Origin of the sequence: Psychrobacter immobilis (assembly GCF_904846225.1) — a bacterium.
Lineage (GTDB): Bacteria > Pseudomonadota > Gammaproteobacteria > Pseudomonadales > Moraxellaceae > Psychrobacter > Psychrobacter immobilis_F.
This window is the reverse complement of sequence record NZ_CAJGZJ010000005.1, coordinates 121030-140507: the sequence shown is the minus strand read 5'-3', so window position 1 is coordinate 140507 and position 19478 is coordinate 121030. Positions and strand designations below refer to the sequence as shown.

At 43.3% G+C, this 19478-nt stretch carries 11 protein-coding genes; 4 read left to right on the top strand and 7 right to left on the bottom strand.

Annotation, left to right across the window (positions count from 1 at the left end):
* Positions 1–17: 17 nt before the first annotated feature.
* The 3 genes from JMX48_RS05765 to JMX48_RS05755 all read left to right on the top strand — a co-directional run bounded on the left by JMX48_RS05765 (position 18) and on the right by JMX48_RS05755 (position 2740).
* Positions 18–293 (top strand): hypothetical protein, encoded by a 276-nt coding sequence (locus JMX48_RS05765; RefSeq protein ID WP_201535412.1) that lies wholly within the window; start codon positions 18–20, stop codon positions 291–293.
* A gap of 75 nt (positions 294–368) precedes the next feature.
* Positions 369–1598 carry a tetratricopeptide repeat protein gene (locus tag JMX48_RS05760; protein ID WP_201535409.1) on the top strand — a complete coding sequence of 410 codons (1230 nt, stop codon included), beginning with the start codon at positions 369–371 and terminating at the stop codon, positions 1596–1598.
* A complete protein-coding gene (locus tag JMX48_RS05755; RefSeq protein WP_201535406.1) occupies positions 1595–2740 on the top strand; it encodes a HupE/UreJ family protein in 1146 nt (381 codons plus the stop codon). Before JMX48_RS05760 ends, JMX48_RS05755 begins: the two co-directional genes overlap by 4 nt.
* 137 nt (positions 2741–2877) lie before the next feature.
* Here the strand turns inward: JMX48_RS05755 and JMX48_RS05750 are convergent, their stop codons facing one another.
* The 4 genes from JMX48_RS05750 to JMX48_RS05735 all read right to left on the bottom strand — a co-directional run bounded on the left by JMX48_RS05750 (position 2878) and on the right by JMX48_RS05735 (position 13831).
* Positions 2878–3915 carry an energy transducer TonB gene (locus JMX48_RS05750; RefSeq protein WP_201535403.1) on the bottom strand — a complete coding sequence of 346 codons (1038 nt, stop codon included), beginning with the start codon at positions 3913–3915 and terminating at the stop codon, positions 2878–2880.
* 423 nt (positions 3916–4338) lie between these two features.
* Positions 4339–11124 carry a YadA-like family protein gene (locus JMX48_RS05745; RefSeq protein WP_201535400.1) on the bottom strand — a complete coding sequence of 2262 codons (6786 nt, stop codon included), beginning with the start codon at positions 11122–11124 and terminating at the stop codon, positions 4339–4341.
* A 428-nt stretch (positions 11125–11552) separates the two neighbouring features.
* Entirely contained in the window at positions 11553–13130 is a 1578-nt protein-coding gene (locus tag JMX48_RS05740; protein WP_201535398.1) for a sensor histidine kinase, read from the bottom strand.
* A 14-nt stretch (positions 13131–13144) separates the two neighbouring features.
* On the bottom strand, positions 13145–13831 hold the full coding sequence (locus JMX48_RS05735) for a response regulator transcription factor (protein WP_201535396.1): 687 nt from the start codon (positions 13829–13831) through the stop codon (positions 13145–13147).
* Positions 13832–14080: 249 nt separating this feature from the next.
* Between JMX48_RS05735 and JMX48_RS05730 the strand changes: the two genes are divergently transcribed.
* Positions 14081–14614 (top strand): Spy/CpxP family protein refolding chaperone, encoded by a 534-nt coding sequence (locus tag JMX48_RS05730; protein WP_201535394.1) that lies wholly within the window; start codon positions 14081–14083, stop codon positions 14612–14614.
* Positions 14615–14743: 129 nt separating this feature from the next.
* Here JMX48_RS05730 and JMX48_RS05725 read toward each other — a convergent pair whose 3' ends face one another.
* The 3 genes from JMX48_RS05725 to JMX48_RS05715 form a co-directional block, all read right to left on the bottom strand.
* Positions 14744–15625, bottom strand: a complete 882-nt coding sequence (locus tag JMX48_RS05725; RefSeq protein ID WP_201535392.1) for an exonuclease domain-containing protein — start codon at positions 15623–15625, stop codon at positions 14744–14746.
* Positions 15626–15700: 75 nt separating this feature from the next.
* Complete coding sequence (locus JMX48_RS05720; protein WP_201535390.1) at positions 15701–17299, bottom strand: hypothetical protein; 1599 nt, start codon at positions 17297–17299, stop codon at positions 15701–15703.
* 44 nt (positions 17300–17343) lie between these two features.
* Positions 17344–19431, bottom strand: a complete 2088-nt coding sequence (locus JMX48_RS05715; protein WP_201535388.1) for a hypothetical protein — start codon at positions 19429–19431, stop codon at positions 17344–17346.
* Positions 19432–19478 lie beyond the last annotated feature (47 nt).

Here is a 19478-nt window from a genome sequence, read left to right as displayed (position 1 = left end):
ACCCAAGGAGAAATACTATGCGCTATATAATGTTAGCCGTATTGATCACTGGATCAGCTGCACTTTCTGGTTGTTTCAATGACAATGATAATTCCGCCTCATCAAATCCAGTCAATGATGATGTTGCATTTGACCAAGCAAAAGCCAAGTTGGCCGCTAGCAGAACCTCTGATGTGATTGACGCTAGCAACAATGTCAACACCGATGAGCCTCAAGATATCGATCGGATTATACTTCCTGAAGCAAATCTGGCAGAGCCAGTTGTAGTAGCAAATGCCAATGCCTCACTCTAGTATGACGTGAGATAAATCCAGCACCTAGTCAGTTCACTGATTGGGTGCTTCTTTATATTATGAGTGAGATATCTTATGCACTGGATTAAGTTCCCCATCGAATTCTTGTTACTGTTACTCATCAGCAGCCAGCTTGTTCATGCGGCCTCTTTCATTCCGACAGACGATCAACAAATTCTTGAAACCCTGCCCAACGATTCTCCACCACCGCGCTATCTAACCTCAGCTGATTTTGTGTCCGACACAGGCAAAATCACTCTAGAAGAAACCAGTCAATTATTAGAGCGTGCTTATTTGCAAGGTGACCCCCGTGCGTTAGGACAAGCGCGCGCGCAGTTGGATCAAACAACTGATCAGAGTATAGAAACCCTGATGCTACAAGCACGAGCGCTTCAATCCTATCACAAATTCTCTGAAGCAAAAGAGTTATTAAAAAAAATACTAAGCCAAGATGCAGCCAATCCAGATGCGCTATTGACCCTTTCCTCCTTGTTAGTCACTCAAGGACAATTTTCAGACGCCATGAGCTATTGTAAAAAGCTCGAAGATCCTGCATTGCGCGTGTATGTCTTGGCTTGCGAAGCTCAAATACAGAGCATGACTGGCAAACTTGCACCCGTAAAACAAACACTCAGCGGGCTGGCAGCCATTGCTCCTGGGCTAGATACCTCGACAGCACGCTGGATTTATCTGATTCAAGCAGATGCAGCACTGCGTAGCCAAGACGCTACCCTTGCCGATCAAGTCTTTACTCTAATGGACGATCAGACGGTGCCTGCACTCATGGCGCGTGCGGATTGGTTATTGAGTATCGGTCAATATGAAAAAGTCCGTGACCTGCTCCAAGATCACACGGATAAAGACGCACTACTGCTCCGTCTTATTACCGCTCAAATGAAACTGGATGATCCCAAAGCCAATCAAAACTTGGCCTTGATGAAGGAGCGTATTGAGGTGTGGCAGATACGCAAAGAAAACGCCCATATGCGCGAACAGGCCACTTATGCGTTACTTGCTAATCAGATTGACTCAGCCCTGAAATTGGCTCAAGAAAATTGGCAGCAACAGCGCGAAACCGCTGACATAGTGCTCTATGCGACAGCAGCTCTCAAAGCCAATAGCCAAAAAGATATCGAAATTGTACGTCAATTTATAACAGACACTAAGTTTGAGTATCCAGCATTGGAGCGTGATCTACGCTTGGGCAAAATCAGTGACTGTCTAAACTGCCAAGATGCGCAGACCGCCAGTAGCACAACTGGGCCTTCAGGTACGCAAGTTCAAAACAAGGATAAGGCTTTATGAGCGCGCTTATTAGAGTTATTTCCCGTCATACTTATCGTTACTTGACGCTAGTATTATTACTGCTGACTTGCACCTTAGTACAAGCGCATGAAGCCAGTACTGCTTACTTAAACCTAACTAAAGATAACTCCGAAGGTGCAGCAGATATTAGCTACAACGCTGAATACGAGTTATCCCTTCGTGACTTGGCATTGCTGATAGATATAGACCCAAACCGAGATCAGCAGGTCAGCTGGGCGGAAGTAAAATCACAAACGCCTCTGATAGAGCAACTGGTAACCTCTAAGGTAAAATTAGACAATGCGGCACAAACTTGCCAAATAGCGAATTTTGAGCCGCTGGCAATCAACACACGCGGCGGCTTTAATTATTTACATACCGCTTTTAAGTTAAGCTGCGAGCAACCAATCGACAGTCTTGATTATCAGATATTGGCAGGTATTGATGCCAACCACCGCTTAATTCTAACGCAAGCCGATGAAGGCACACCGCTACAAGTACTGGCTGTTGGTAAAAATACGTTGGGTTCAGAAGCGCCCTCTGGCTTGCTAGCTACAGCGACAAACTTTCTCAAAAGCGGTATACACCATTTGTTGATTGGTTGGGATCATTTACTGTTCTTGTTTGTATTGCTCATTCCTGCGGTATACATGCGCAAACAAAAACAACTGGTTGCCGTCTCCAAACCGAAAGCGGCACTGCTCGAAGTTTTTTGGATTGCGACATCGTTCACGCTCGCCCATTCAATTACGCTAAGCTTGGCCGCACTACAAATCGTCAGTATACCTGCCCGCTTTATTGAATCTGTCATTGCGCTGTCTATCGCCTTTGCCGCGCTCAATAACTTAATGCCCATGCTACGAGTACGAGCGATTTATCTGGCCTTCTTTTTTGGACTCATTCACGGTTTTGGCTTTGCAAATGTGCTGGTCGATTTACCGCTCGACACCAGCGCGCGCGTATTAGCATTATTGAGTTTCAATGTCGGCATTGAATTGGGACAATTGGTATTTATCGCTGTGGTATTCCCGATTGCATTATTATTACGCCATACGAAATTTTATAAATACATCATATTTTATTTAGGATCGCTGATTAGCGTTTTAGTGGCACTATGGTGGTTTTTTGAACGAGCTTTCTGAATTTAATTGAACTGGCTATAAATATGGTCGATTCACTTCTACCGTATCTTTTTTATATTGAAAGGGCTATAAAAAGGTGGTGACGGCTTTTCAGCTATCACCACCTTTTTGTTTGGTCACATTAAAGATATCTAACGTTAAGGTCTTTCATAAACCAGCGACATCGGTACAATGGCATCTACTGCGACGCCGTTTTGTATAAACGGATTGAGTTGTCCGCCCCTTACTTGAGTGGTTGCTATTGCATCGATAATGGGACTGGTTGACGATTCAAGTAATTGTACCTCGGTCACATATCCTTCTTTGTTGACATGCAGCTCTAATACGACAATGAATACGTCACCCAAACGCGTGTTAATACTGCGCCAGAAAAGCGCTGGGAAACTAGTGATGGGTTCATGCTCAGCCATCCAGCTACCGTCATTTGCCAAGAAAGCGGTATCTTCGTCCTTTTTATCAACGTTGTCCTCTGAATCGATTTTATCATTGTTTTGGTTTTCGGCTTGCTCTGCGGCTAATGCCAGCATCTTGCTAATCGCTTCATTAGCGGCTTGTATCCGCCACTGTTCTTGCTCCATTAGCTTTTTATTGGCTTGATTTTTTACGGCATTTTGCTGTATCGCTTGCTCGCGGTTGTACTGCGCTGTCACAGCACGAATCATGGCGGACAGATCATCTTCTGTCTCTTCTTCTTTGTCAGATTTATTAGCTATTCTTCTTGATTCTACGATTGTCAGAGTTTGCTCCGATGAAGTGCTTTCAGGCTTATCCTTCAACTTCGAGTCTTTTTTAATCGGCTTCTTACTTTTTTTCGGGGTTTTTCGTGTCTGTTCTGTTTTGGTTTTGAGACGTTCAACCACTTTTGATACCGGTAATACCTCAGTGGTTTCGGCTTCTTCTGCTGAATCAGTTGATTTTGTGCTGGACGGTGAAGGATTTTCGACCAAAGGTTTGGTTTGCGGCTCAGTAGGGATATTTTTTGTCGCAGGTGATGTTTTTTCAGGCGTTGATGCTAATGAGACCAACTCTAAATGAATGACCTTAGGTTTATTTTCGGGCAAAACGGGTGTTGGACTCTCGATAGATACCATCGCCCACGCAATAGCGCCATGCAATGCAACGACTAAAATGGTTACCCAAGCAGTGACAGGACGAGTAGAGAGATTTGGTATCATAATGACTATTAGAATACTCTTAAAAACAAATCTATATATGAGTTTATTTGGCTATTTAGTAAATAAAAACCGAAGGATATTGCAACCTATACTCTACTGTACATTTGGTTTTTTTATACTTGATAAATTGAGTAAAAAACTGACAATATGACCATTCATATAGTCTGTCCTAAATAAAATAAGGTCAAATATTATTACGCGCTACTGGGATAAATTTTTCTTGTTTGCTATGCCCGCGCAGACAGAGTCGATAAAAACTTTATCCCCATAGCACTGTGTTTTTTATAGTGGATCGACTATATCTAGACCTAACAGAATTATTTTGATGAGTAATTATTTTAGTCCATAAAAAAAGCAAGACAACTAATGCCTTACTTTTTTATATTTTATTGATAGTCTTAAAACTGGGCTTGGCTTTTTGAATTAATCAAAGTGGAAGCCTGCACCAATCGAAGCGCCCGCATTACCTTGGGTATCTGCAGTACCATTTAGCTTCATAACCCAACGACCGTCATTGGATAATTTAGAGAAACCGATAGCCACTGCGCTCTCTCCATTATACGTTCCTATACCGCCACCGATTAAGGATTTACCAGCGATATAAGCTTGCGGTAGTGAAGACATTGCCATGGCAGCTGAGATACCAGCATTTGCATCGTCTTCGACTTCATTAATCTTATATCCTAACTGATTCATGTTGTCACCAAGCCTTCTACTAACTGCATCTAATTGGCCAAAGTTCACGGCATCTCGAGGTGCCACGCCATCAGCAACATTCGTAATCTTGTTGCTAGCAGCATTAATACCACTTACCGTCATACTAGGACCATCGGCAATCGTAACACCATTATTATTGATGGTAGTTTTGCCAGTCGTAACACTATCGACATTGATGTTACCGTTCAGATCAAACTTGATACTACTGCCCTCTGCGCTGGTTGTTATGTTGTTACCACCTGTAAAGCTGAGAACGCTATTATCCCCAATTGACTTGTTGATGTTAGCACCACTATCTGCACCAAAATTAAGTCCTGAATCTAGCCGATCCTTATTGGCTTTGATATTGGTTACATTGGTTGCAATATTGGTGGTGTTCGTTGCGATTTTGGTGGTATTGGTTTGCACATTTGCATTAATTGCAACCGTACCTTGTCTAATAGAAGCAATCGCGCCATCAATATTGCTCTGACCGGTTCCACCGATGTTACTGTTGGTAAAAGTCCCATCTACTGGATTATAGACGGTAGCACCACCGATAATATTACTGACACCACTGCCTTGTGCATAAAGCTGACTGCCGTTGATAGCCTCTTGACTGTTTGCAGTAACTTCACCATTTTGGACATTGGTTATCTTGTTATTAGCCGCATTAATGCCATTTTTAGTGATGCTTGGGCCACCCGCAATCGTCAGGCCATTATCATTAATGGTCGTATCACCAGTGGTCACACTGTCCAAAGTAATATCAGGATTCAAATCAAAGTTAATATCATTGGCATTGGTAGGTATTGCTGCAGCTTGCAGTGATGGATTGCCGCCACGTGTAGCTGCATCATTCACTGATTTTCTAGATACTTTGATATTGCCGTCTCTACTGCTGAGATCAACAGTACTACCTTGTTTTACCATGGTAGCAATATCACCTTGAGCCGTAATTCCCCAACCTTGATCCAATGCAATAGCCACGTCTTTTAATTGCCCAACATTGACGGCATCGGAGTTTAGCTCGCCTCTACCAACATTGCGGATAGGATTGCCACCATTGTCTAGACCAGTGCTGCTTAGTCTGACCGTTCTATCTACGCCATTATCAACAAAGGTAAAACCCGTGTTGTTCATGATGCTATTGCCTATTTGCATACTACCATCATCTCCCAAATTCAACTGATTGTTGAGCTTCACTTGGACACCAGTGGTAGAAGCAACCGTGGTAAGATTACTGTCACCAGTGATATTGATCGTATCGCCTAACACAAATTGCTGATCATTGTCACTGTTGCCATCACCAATTTTGATACCTTTGGCAATTTCATTATTGGTCGTTGTGAGCTGTGCAAAGTTGACAGCGTCACTTGGCGCAATCCCTTCAGCAACTTTGATGATCCTATTGTTCCCATTATCAAGTCCCTCGTTGCTTAAGGTAATAGTCTGATTAGGGCCATCGGTAATAGTAATGCCTGCATTGTTTAGCACTGTGTTTTCCATTCTTACACTACCATTTCTACCAAGCACGATATCTTCAGCCAGTCTAACGTTTAGATTGCCCTCTTCATCGGCAACGACACCGATATTGTTCTCAGTTAAATCTGTCGCGCCTCCTTGAATCGTTAAGGTTTGACCTAACTTGCGATTGACAACGACGGCGGTATCATCTCCTGTAAAGTCCAGTCCCAAATCGACTGTGCTGTTGGTTGCATTCAACTGCCTGACATTGACGGCATCCGTATCGGCATTACCATCTGCGACGTTGGTGATTCGATTGCCGCCGTTATTAAGACCACTTTGGCTCAATCTGACACTGCTACCACCAAGGAAGCTGACACCATCATTGTTGAGCAAGGTATCGCCTGTGGTGACGCTGGTGAAGGACACATCATCTGCGGTTGCGACTTTAATGCCACCCTCCTCAGCGGTGAGAACGATGTTGTCGCCTGTGAGGAAATTGGCTGTATTATTCGTTTTATTAAGGGTCTTAACTTCGGTGCCATCGATTTGAGTGATGACACTCTGCATGGCACTATCTGCTTTAATCAAACTTGCTTTGCTAGTTTCACTTAGGTCAACGGTGTAGTCGGTCAAGTTATTGGTATCGGTGTTAGAGCTTACTTCTAATGCAGGAGAACCTACTGAGGTCTTAGAACCATTAGCATTAATAGTATATATATCTTGACCGTTACCACCCGTAGACTTCACAACACCAGCAATGTTAGTACCTGCGGCAACCTCTGTTTTAGCAGTGGCAGAAGCACTAGTAAGCTGGCTAACATTGACGGCATCTTTTGCTAATACACCATCATCAACGTTAATAATCTTTTTATTACCCGCATTGATACCCGCAGTCGTCACGCTTGGACCACCGATAATGTTAAGGCCGGTACTAGATAGAGTGGTAGTAGAGAATGGGTTTGATACAGCCACACCCAAACTGCTAACGGTCGTGTTGATCACGCCATTACCTGTTCTAACACCTAAGCCATTAACGGTGGTATTAAGTAGTACATTACCTGTTGTGAAACCAGAACGATCAAGCGTAGAGATGTTACCAAGACCGAAAGGAGAACCTGAACCCATTTTGACACTACCGTTATGGCCGAGGTCGAGATTGTCGTTGAGTTTAAATGAGACGTCATTGCTGGTGGTGTCTTTAGAGACGATGATGTTACTGTTTTTACTATTGAAATCAACCGATTCACCAGGTCCTACATTGCTTGCGGTGGCACTGTTACCTTGGGCACTGATATCCCAGCCTTTATTGGCTGTTTCTGTGACACCGTTTAGCTGACTGAGGTTAACGGCGTCATCTAATTCAGTCGCATTCCCCACCTCAGTGATTCGATTGCCACCATTGTTCAGACCACTTTGACTCAGTCTGACACTACTGCCTCCAAGGAAGCTGACGCCGTCATTGTTCAAAAAGGTATCGCCTGTAGTGACACTGATGAACATCACGTCCTCTGCGGTTGCGACTTTGATGCCGCCGTCCTCAGCAGTGAGAACGATATTGTTACCTTTGAGGAAATTGGCCGTATTATCTGCCTTATTAAGGGTCTTAACTTCGGTGCCATCGATTTGAGTGATGACAGTCTGCATGGCGCTATCTGCCACGTTTGATACGACTGCTAGTTGACCAAAGTTCACCGCGTCAAGAGTGGTTGTACCCGCTTTGACGTTTGTGATCTTTTTATTACCAGCATTGATACCGCCGGATTTAGTTATGCTTGGTCCATTTAGAATGGTTAGGCCATCACTGGTTAGCGTTGCGCTGGTAGGGTTAAACGGATTGAGACCTGCTGCGGTGACACCCGATCCACTGACGGTGGTAACGCCGCCTGTGAGTAGACCACCTGTGACAATGCCCAAGCGATTGACGTTAGTACCATTTACAAAGTTGCCTGTGCTGACGCTACCGTTATTGCCAAGGTCGAGATTGTCGCTGAGTTCAACTTCAATTTTGCCGTTTTTTACTCGTGTGTCGATATTATTGTTAGAGCCGACCACTTCAACTGCTTGTCCAAGTGGTTTTTGTACTGTATGACCATCGGCAGCTTTTAGGCCAAAACCTAAAGTAGATACCCCAGTAATTGCCGTGTTTAAGTCACCAATATTGGCAGCGTTGGTTTCTGTTGTACCACCGCTCATCACACCTTGAATTTGTTGGTTATTGGCATTAATACCAGCTGTAGTGAATTTTGGACCGTTAGCAATGGTCAAGCCGTTTGTATTTAGCAGACTATTACCTGTGGAGACACTGTCTAAACCAGTTAAGTCTTTTGCCAGTTTCACATTCAACGTATTAGTACCATCAGCAACCACGCCGATGTTGTTGTCCGATAGGTTGGTTGCCCCACCTTTTATGGCGAGTGTCTGACCAAGTTGACGATTAACAGTGTCACCCGTGTCACCCTCAAAGTTAAGTCCTGAGCCAATAGTCGTGGTGTTTTTATTGACCGCTGTGTTTGTAGCATGCAACTGACTACCATTCACTGCATCCGTACTGCTTGAGTTGATGGCACCACCAGCGACATGTTTGATCTGACGCTCAGCACCTGCTGAACCGACAGAGACTTGATCACCTGCTCTCGTCGCAGGACCTGCGATGGTGTAAGTGGTTCCACCCACTGTCACGGTAGACTCGCTGGTGGCATTCGTAGCAGTTGTTGAACCTGCACCTAGCGCCACTGAACCCTCTAAGCTTGCTGAAGATCCCATACCAAAGGCAGAAGATGCGACACCAGCCGAAGAAGACTGTATACCAATGGCGGTAGATAGCGCCCCTTTAGATAGCGCTTTTGCACCCATTGCTATAGAGGCGGCGCCACCTGATTCTGTATTGACCATATAAGGAGGTGTCTCAACCAGATCACGACCCGTATAAGCTTTGAAAGTGGTGTTGACATCACCACCATTGATAGCAGATGCTGAGGTGCCATCGATATTGGCTTTAGAGGCAGCGTCTAGGTCATCACCACCAATAGCGATAGACGATGCGCCTTTAGAGACGACGTTTGCACCAATGGCAATGGATTGCTGTCCACTTGCTGTAGTATGCTGACCGCTCGCTCCGCTACCAATGGCAATGGCTTGTCCACCAGTCGCACTAGCGTTTCGACCCATGGCCATCGCGTTTTGACCAGTCGCACCAAGATTGTCGTCATTGCTACCACCTGTTGAGTTCACGCTGTAATACTGAGTTTTATTGGCGGCGACTGCGCTGCTTATATCACCAATATTGGCAGCATTCGTTGCGGTTGTACCACCACTCGCCATGTTGGTGATTTGCTTGCCACCATTGTCCAGACCGGTGCTGCTTAGACTAACGGTACTACCACCGAGGAAGCTGATGCCGCCCATGTTCATCACGGTATCGCCTGTGGTGACACTGGTAAGGCCTGTTAAATTTTTAGCCAACTTAATGGCTAGAGTATCAGCTCCGTCAGCAACCACACCGATGTTGTTACCGCTAGCTAATTTTGTACCATCTGTCTCGCCACCTTTTATCGACAGCTCTTCGCCAAGCTTACGATTGACCTTGTTGCCACTGTCACCGCCAAAATCTATACCCTGATTAAGCGTACTATTGATACCATTTTGTAGGCCCGTTAGCTGAGCCACGTTGACTGCATCACTGCTATTTGTACCGGCAGCGACATTGACAATTTGACGATTGCCACCTTGTGCGCCTGTACCAACTGATACCGCACCGAGTGCCACACTGTTTGTTGCGATAATCGCGTTTTTATCGACTAATAAAGCACCCATTGGGACAAAACCTGTTGCGCCGCCTACGACATTAGCAACAGATTTTGACCCTAAAGCCACGCCATCCTGAGTGCTAGACTGGGCACCTGCACCCATTGCCAGTGCTCCTTTTTGGGTAGCAGAAGCGGCCATTCCAAAGGCTGATGAGGCAGTACCAGTCGAGTTAGCATGTACACCAACAGCGGTAGATAAATCCCCTCTAGATCGTGACTTAACACCAATGGCAATCGATGCTGCACCGCCTGACTCTGTATTTACATCGAACTGATTGGCTTCTACCATATCTTTACCAGCATAACCCTTAAATACCGTATTAACAGTGCCACTGTTTAACACCGTGCTTGCAGAGTTACCTCCAATATTGGCTTTTGACGCATAATTTAAATCATCACCGCCAAGCGCAATAGATGAGTGACCTTTTGATACCACATTTGCACCAATTGCGATGGATTGCTGTCCACTTGCTGTGGTGTGCTGACCACTTTCTCCGCTACCAATCGCAATAGCTTGTTCACCAGCAGCAGTCGCATTGCCACCCATAGCCATCGCATTTGGCCCTGTTGCACCATCATTGTTGGCATTACCGCTAGCGGTCGAATTTACACTGTAGTATTTGGTTTTATTGGCGGCGACTGTATTGGTTAAGCTGTTTAGCTGAGAACCATTAACTGCCTCTTTACTCGTTGCTGTAATAGCACCATCGTCTACGTTTATTATTTTGTTATTTCCATTATTTAAACCATGGCTGGTAAGTTTTACGTCATTGACTACATTATTTGCTGTGATTTTAATACCCGAACTATCGACCAAGGTATCACCAGTTTTAAGACTACCATCGGCACCTAAATCGACCGTTTTGTCGAGTTTTATCGTTAATGAGTTGTCCCGGCTATTCGCTGTGACATTTATATTCTTAGTGTGATCATCTCCAGCGACCGTTTCACCACCCTGTACTTTTAAAGTTTCATATGGATTGATATAAACCTTAGGTGTTGGATTATCTCCAGTAAAATAAATACCCGTCGCATTCGCTTGCATACCAAAACCAGCAGCCAATAATCCAAGTCCTATGGCACTCAAACCAAAGGTATTGATAGAAGATAGATTAGATGTGGTGTTGTTAGAGTTGACACTAGATTTGGAAGACTTGCCACGCCCTTTTGCGTATTCACCGACTGCGGTAAAACAATTTAAGGCTTCATTCCATATTACTTTATAGATGCGGTTCATGATATTCACTCCCTTGTAGACTTGTAAGATTTAAAAAAATCAGAGATACAATCTATGTTTCAGAGAGTCGATATCATAAAATAAAACAGGTTATAAGCTGATAATGATGAATTCTTTTCACAGTGTTACTGATATTAGTTTTCAAGAAATAAGACGTTTTGTTTTGTAAGTTATGTATTACTCTCTATATATTAGTATTACCGAATATATAGAGAGTAACAATACCGTTAACCTGCCATTTAATACCTTTCATCTAATATATTCATAATATTGAATATATAAATTCTATAAAACGAATATATTATTCTTTGGTACTGTTATTAACTTCCAATATTTTTGAAAGTCATTGTCTTAATTTTCACTAAACATATGCGGTCAATAAGCAAAAAAGTATGCCAATTATCTAAAATACATTTTGATAATTTATATTATTTGGTCGGCAACGTTATTTGCACCACCAACCCTTGTATACCGTCCTGTCGATTGTAAGCATTGATATGCCCTTTGTGCGCGATTATCACAGCATGAACGATTGCAAGCCCTAACCCATACCCACCCGTTTCGCGATGGCGAGCAGAATCAAGGCGTACAAACGGCTGAAAAATACGCTCTAAATCCTTATCTGCTACGCCGCCACCTTCATCTGTTATGCTGATTTGAATCGCTGGTATCTTATTGTCCATATCCACTTCTTTCATCTCAGCAATCACTGTCGAGTCAGAAGCTGTATGCATAAAAGCGTTACGAATGACATTTTCAAGCGCACTGTGTAGTTGTTCTTGATTGCCTATTACTATCAAAGAAGATATAGAGCCTTTTGATAAAAAATGGGACGGCTGCCATTGCCAGCGCACGTTTTTATGTTGAAACTCAAAGCAAACATCTTGTTCAATCTCGCTGATAATCTCAGCGATATCGACCGCATCATTTTCTAAATTATCGATAGTGTATTGCTGCATTTGCAAAGACTGAATATGAATGATTTGCTCAATCAACTCATTCATTCGCGCAGACTCTTTATCAATTCGGTCGAGATAACGACTGGTATTGGGAGCAAAATCGCGAGTCAGCTCAGTAGCAACTTCTAGACGCGCCAGTGGCGAGCGTAGTTCATGCGAGATATCGCTCAACATCTGCTTACGCGCCAGCTCACTTTCAGCCAATCGTGCTGACAGCTTGGCGACATCTTTTGCTAATAAGCCCAACTCATCATCTCCCATTTTGGATAGATTTGGCTTGGCTTGATAATCACCATCAATCATACGGTGTACCGTATTTTTTACACGGCGAATTCGCTGTGTTAGCGTGCGACTGAGCCAAATACATACTAAGACGCTAAAAATAATGATCAATAGTAAACGTATGGGAAAATTACCACGTTGCAGCTCTACAACATCTGAAAAACGCAAATGCGGGCGCAATTGTATAATGATCATTTGCTCATCTGGTAAGACAACCGTCACATCAGCCAACTCAGGACGATTATCAGGATCAACTATCGTAGCGCTACGCGGTGACATCGGATGCAGGATACGATTTAAGATGGACGGCTTATCATGCGAGACGCTATTATCGTTAAACGTTTTGTTGGTATCCAATTTAGGCGCGTCTGGCAGTGGCGGCATTTTTTGTGTAAATGACGGGCCCGTTTTCTGCTTGCCATCTTTTATACGCTCTTGCCGACGCTGCTCACCCCTATCTCGATAACGCGGAAACATGATGGCACCTTGCTCGTCGTAGACTCTGATCTGATTCATGAGCCATCGGTCTTGACGATACATCTGCCTAACGGCTGTCAAATCTCCTATTTGTAGCGCATCAATCATCTCCTGACGTTTCATCAGCAAGCTGTCAATTTGCACATCCATGCGAGCCGTCAGCTCCTTTTCAACCAGCCAACGCTCCACTACAATAGATAGAATAGAGGTCATCAAAATCGTCAATAGCAAACTTAAAAATAGTCGCCAAAAAATAGTGACTCGCACCTTAAATATAGGCGTTTTCATCGTTGAGTCCATCATTAAATTACTAACTGATACCCTTTACCACGAACCGCTTTGATCGGTTCATCGTGAAAGGGTTGAAGTTTTTTACGCAAGCGCGAAACATGGACATCCAAACTACGATCAAATGGCTGCAACTCACGCTGCAAAACATGCTCTGACAGCCACGTTTTACTCACCACCTCGCCCTTTTGCTTAAGCAATGCGATCAATAGATCAAACTCTGTACCAGTCACTTGTAACTCAGTGCCATCTATCTGACAAACCCGCCGATTTTGATCGAGATGCAAACGACTCTCTGGTAATGCCGTGTGCTCTGATACCGCCGCATTGGTGCGTTTAATCACCGCATTGATGCGCGCTAGTAATTCTCGAGGATTGCAAGGTTTGGTAATATAATCATCAGCGCCAAGCTCTAAGCCAATGATACGATCAATCTCTTCACCCTTTGCCGTCAGCATAATAACGGGAATATCACTGATATTTGGCAATTGACGGAGCACACTGAGTCCATCCATTTTTGGCATCATAATATCAAGTACCAGCAAATCATAAGCAAAAGCATTATTATTCGCCGTTTTAAGTGTTTGAATCACGGCTTCACCATCATGAACGCAATCGCATGTCACACCATGATTGTGCAAATACTCTTGTAATAACTGAGCCAACTCTTCGTCATCATCGCCTAGCAATATATTTGGCACGTCTATCTCCCTAAATGTTGAATAGCTTTATGAGTTACATTATCAAGCAAGTACTGATCGATACACCATAAACGTTACCTTTCTTAATGTTTCATAAATGTTCGTAACCTTTAACTGTCGTAAGATAGCCGTTATCAGCAGCAAGTATTGCACGTCTTTGCAATACTTCGAGGGTAGCCTGCATAAAATAAAGTCTTGCTGTTCATCACTCTATATTTAACCAAACCAAACGACTTAAAGGATTGCATCATGAAAAAATTATTACTCGGCTCAGTATTGGCAATGTCTAGCATATTTACCGTGACGGCCTGTAGCAGCGTCAACGCAACCACAGACACAACCCCAACGACTAGCAAAATGCAGCATAAAGATGGCATGAAAAAAGCCATGAAAAAAGGCGGTATGAGAGGCCCAATGTCACAGCTTAATTTGACAGCGACGCAACAAGCCCAAATTAAAGCCATCATGGAAGCAAAACATGGTGACTATAAAGCTGACCGTACAAAAAACAAAGCAGAACGTGCGCAAATGTATCAACAGATGCAAGCCTTGACCAATGCACCTACTTTGAACAATGCTGCAATAAACCGTTTGGCCGATCAGCAAGCCGCTAAAACAAAGCAGCGTTTTATCGAACGAGTACAAACTCAGCATGCTATCGCTCAAGTTTTGACGCCTGAGCAGCGTGAAAAAATGGCCACATTAGAAGCTGAGAAAATGGCTAAAGGTCATAAAGGTTCAGGCCATCACAAAATGAATGGCAAACAGCGCCCAGGCATGTAGGTCGCCATTAAGACAAATTTGCGTTAATTTGCACTGTCTTATAAGACTAGTGTGCGTCCTAAGTATAAAATATAAAAAAGTGCATCGTATAAGCGGTGCACTTTTTTATATTTTAAATTAACATTAAAGTCAGTTTGATATTTTTAGCAACTTTAAGAATGCTTTTTCTTCAAGAATTTTGATATCTAAACCATCCTGTACCAGCTCTTCTACTTTGCGATGCTTACTACTTTTTTCATGACCCGCAAGCAGCGTTAAATCCTGAGTGCCAACCACGAGGTAATCTAATTTCTTCGAAGCACCCGCTTTGACGTTAAAACCATTTTTAGCGGCTATCTTGGCAATATCCGATCTACTAATACTGAGGTTGCCCGTAAAGCAAATATTGAGTCCTGCATATCGCCCTAACTCATCTCCTACTTTAACGATACTACTAGGATAGCTCTTGTTATTTGCGCGTTGTTGCTGATAAGTACGACTGTGTCCACGATCTTTTATCCAGTCATGAATTGATAAACCATTTTCTCTAAGAATGGTGACGGTTATAAAGCCACATGCTTTGGCATCTTCTAGCGCGTCGTGATGGTCAAACTGATAATTCCATTCTTTGCATACATTTGCCAAATTATAACCTTTAATGGCAAAACGCTGACAAGTCTTACGCACCAATATAGTCGCGTCTACCCAGCTTAACTCTGGTATTGGTAACTTGTGGTGTTCTAGACTTTTTGTCAATGCTCTTTGATCAAAGTCGGTATAACTAACTACAACATTGTCGCCGATAAACTTCAATATCTGTCCGTAAATATCATACATAGACGGTGCATCTTTTACCATGCTACTGCTGATACCGTGCACCTCTATATTTTGACGACTGAATGATGTCTGAGGACACACTAACGTACAGTAGGTATCAATGAGTTTACCATTGATATATTTAGCCAATCCTATTTGACAAATAGACCCTACATCACTATTAGCAGTTTCAACGTCAATGGTCACAAAGTTCATGATTCACCCTTTATACCGATAAGATTTTTCTGTCATATATTTAGTCACTTCTGCTCAATCAATAACCTCAAACCACTATTGAGACATTGGTAATCTATTGAAAATCATCTTACCCATCGCGGTGCCCTTGCCATCGCGATAATACTGCATAAGCTCACTACTATATTGTCTCATATCAATACTGTTACTGGAGTTTGGCACTTGTACATCGCTTGGCAAATTTGGGAATGCCATATCTTTATTACTGATAGTAGAATACTGCTGCAATACGTCGACGACTGTACCCTTGCTTGACTTATCAGAAGCAGACTTGGCTTGGTTTGAAAAATCATTGCGTAGATGCTGCCATTTGAGCTGACCACGTTTATCAAATCCGTAAAGCTCTTGCACCTCTGTATTTACAAGTGTTTTCGCCTCTGTTGACTGAACCCCACTGTCTAGTCGCTCTTTTATCATTCCCAATACTTGCTGCACTAATGCCTTGCTAGTAAGTCTGTCAGCTTCTGTGTCAGCTACTTGGTCAGACGCGTTTTCTTTGACCAGTTCAGGATATTGCTTACTGATGCGATCGTAGAAGGTACGCATATAATCTTGATAAAATTGCTCATAGCTTTCAGCGCTTTGTACACGGCGAATGATTTGATCACTTGCTAGCATAACTGGTAGCTGATGAGCTGGTAGCTTTGGAGAGAGTGACGCTAGCTTATTAGGCGCGACATAAGTAAACTGGCTGATAGGAGCAGCTTCAAAGGTCAGATCTAACGCTGCAAAATGACTTTTTATCACTTCACGACCAAAGCCTTTGGGCAAAGTGCCATCGTCAATGCCTATTTTTAACCACTTATTTCGCCATTTCGTGCCAAGCTTATCGTCTAACATTTCTGAATTAAACATCGCCACGTTATCTGCCCATAGATAAATATCACCGTTTTTAAAATCCATATAAATAGGCTGATTGATACTACTGTGATGATTGCGTGCGTCGTACTGGGCGCTGGCGAGTATCGTGGCCTTGCCAGCCATCGGCTGATAAATACCTTGTGCGTTGATTGATAATGGCTTTAGCAAATAAGCATCTAGCAGCTTTGATTTTTTGATATCTAACGAGTTTGGTTTATCGTCATAATTGTCAAATAATTGCTGATAAGCTGGTGTCACGACAATTTCACTATCACTATCAATGTCACTGTCACTGTCGTCTTTATGGCTTATCCACGCCTCATAAGCATTGCTGCATTCAAGGTAGTTGCCTTTAAGCGCTGTACGCTGAGCATCATAATCAGTATCCAAAATGTCTTTATTTTGCGTCTCTGCTTGAGTGATTAAGGCGGCATACGCTTGGTCGTGCGTGTCTTCGCAGTATTCATCGATAGAGCCTGAGGTGACAAGCTCTTTCGCGGCTCTATTCGTATTACTGAATTGCTGATCGTTATTTATCTCAATGTTGCTATGGTAGCTAAATGACTGGCGACGCTGTTTTTGTAACGCGATTGCCAATTCCGTTTTGGCGGCAGCAGGCGTTTGCTTTGCAGCCATAGCATTAGACTGGCCAAGGCTGGTAGATTGGCAGCCTGTTAATAATAATACCCCTGTCAAAAATGCACTGGTAAATAAAACGTTGCTATTGATAGATGACGAAAGACAACCTGCGATGACTTGATGTACTGTTTTCATTTTTTATCCTTAATAAGTATTCGCTTAAACCTGACAAGATCGCGCTATTGAATCTCTATGATGTTGTCAGTCTCAATATCAGAGTCAGCATCCGTACTGGCATAGTCAGCCTCGGTGATGCGATCTCTATCGCTATCGTCTTCACTATCATAATCTAAGCCACCATCGCTATAATCATAGCGCGCATAACGTGCCATTTGCATTCTGTCTTTTTGTTGGCGTTGGTTTGCAATCCATGCATTGCCATCAATCGCAGGTTTGGCTTTTTCTCCAAAAGATTCAACCAATAAAGGCGTTAATACGTGATTATTAAAGCTGGCTTTATCGTAGCGTACTTGGTTTAGTACGGTGGTTGTAGCGCCTAATAAGTCACCACCAATATTCATACGTTGCTGCTTGGCAAGCAAGCGATCTGAGTTATCTAAATAATAGTAGTTAATCTGATTAAAAGAGACTGGACCGATGGCCTCGATAATCTGCAATAGCGCACCCACATCGGCACTTTGATAGCCTTTATTGTACAGCGCCATCTTATCGAGCGCCGCTTTTAGCACGGCACCATCAGGATACTTATCTGGATTGGTATCTACATAACTCTGTAGTGACCGCGTCATATATTTGAGTACTTTACCAACCATCTCGCCGCTTTGTTGACTGCCAAAATATAATTTTACCGCTCGACTGGCACCGACTTCTTTGGCAAACCTGTCCTGACGAATATCTACAGCACTAAAGTGCTCAGGTGCCAGCTCGGCCATACTACTCTGTATAGCAGCAATCAGCGCATCATAGAGTATTGCTGGTGGTAGTTGCGATGTAATGCTCTCAGGCAAACCAAAACTCACGGTATGCGACGCCATCTGGTTAGGTAACGGGGTATTCTTAGGATTAATAAGTGCCACGATAGGCATAATTGCCGATGGATCTAAGGTGACGCTACTATTATTAAAATCAAATGCCAATGGTATTTGTACTGATGAGCCAATCGTCGGCGTCATATAGTCGTAGCTATAGACGCTTTGCAGTTGTCTTTTTGCCGGTTTGTATTGGCTCACACTGTTGAAAGTTAAGTACTTATATTGATAAGCGTTTGTGGCAGCTATCTGTTCAGGCGTGCGATGGAACATACTCAGCATCTGACCAATCACACCTGTAGGCGGCGCAGTGTCATCTGATTCGTCAGCCGACTTTGGCTGTTGTTTTGCTATTTGCATGGCTTCATAGTTTCTTGCCAGACCTTTTAAATTTGACCCTGACATGCCTGAGAGAATACCCTTTCTCCCATATTCATTGTCGCTACCCTCTTCTTCATATTCGTCATAGTTAGATTCTTCATTTTCACCAGCTTCATCTAACACAGCTGCCGCATCTTCCGCCGCAGCCGCAACTGCAACTGCGTTTTCTGCTGCTTCATATTCTTTAGAATCATCGTATGCGGCCATCTCTGTGACGTCATCATAATCATTGTTATATGAATCATCATTGCTGTCGCCATAGCTACTGTCATCATAGACGCTTTCGATAGAGGCGCTTTCTTCAAAGATGACCGCCTCATCTGCATCGTCGACATCTGCATCGTCATTATAACTTTCTTCACTATCATCGCTGTCTAGACCAGGCTCATAGGCATAGGCTTCTATAATCGTTCTCAGTAAGCTATTAGAACCGGCGTCAATACTATCTGGATCAATAAAAGGCACCGATTGATAATTGGCCTGCGCAACTGCCACATGCTCCGTTGCGAGATGTTGACGAATAGCCGCCATTAAATGCAATTTGGCTTGATTCTCAGTATTGGGATATTTTTCTTGGTCAAATAGCTGATCATAATGGGCAGATTTGGCGGTTAAATTGGCATTAAATGCGCGGCCCTGTGCTTGGTTTTGCGCAGAATCTGCGGTATTAAAATCAATCATCTTATTTGATGCAGCGGTAGACGATGAGTTGGCCGGACTTGATTGACAACCTGCAAGTATCAAAGAAGCACTGCCGAGCAGCAGTGCATAGCGGGCGATAGAGGTCAATTTATGCGGCTGATAAGCATGACTGTTTTCGTTGTGAATGGGTGAATCACTCAGCGCCCTTTTAGAACAACACTGTCGATTGTAATTATTAATATGGTTCGATGACATAAAAGCCTCTTTATTCAGATAAACAGTCGATAATAAACACCTGTTAT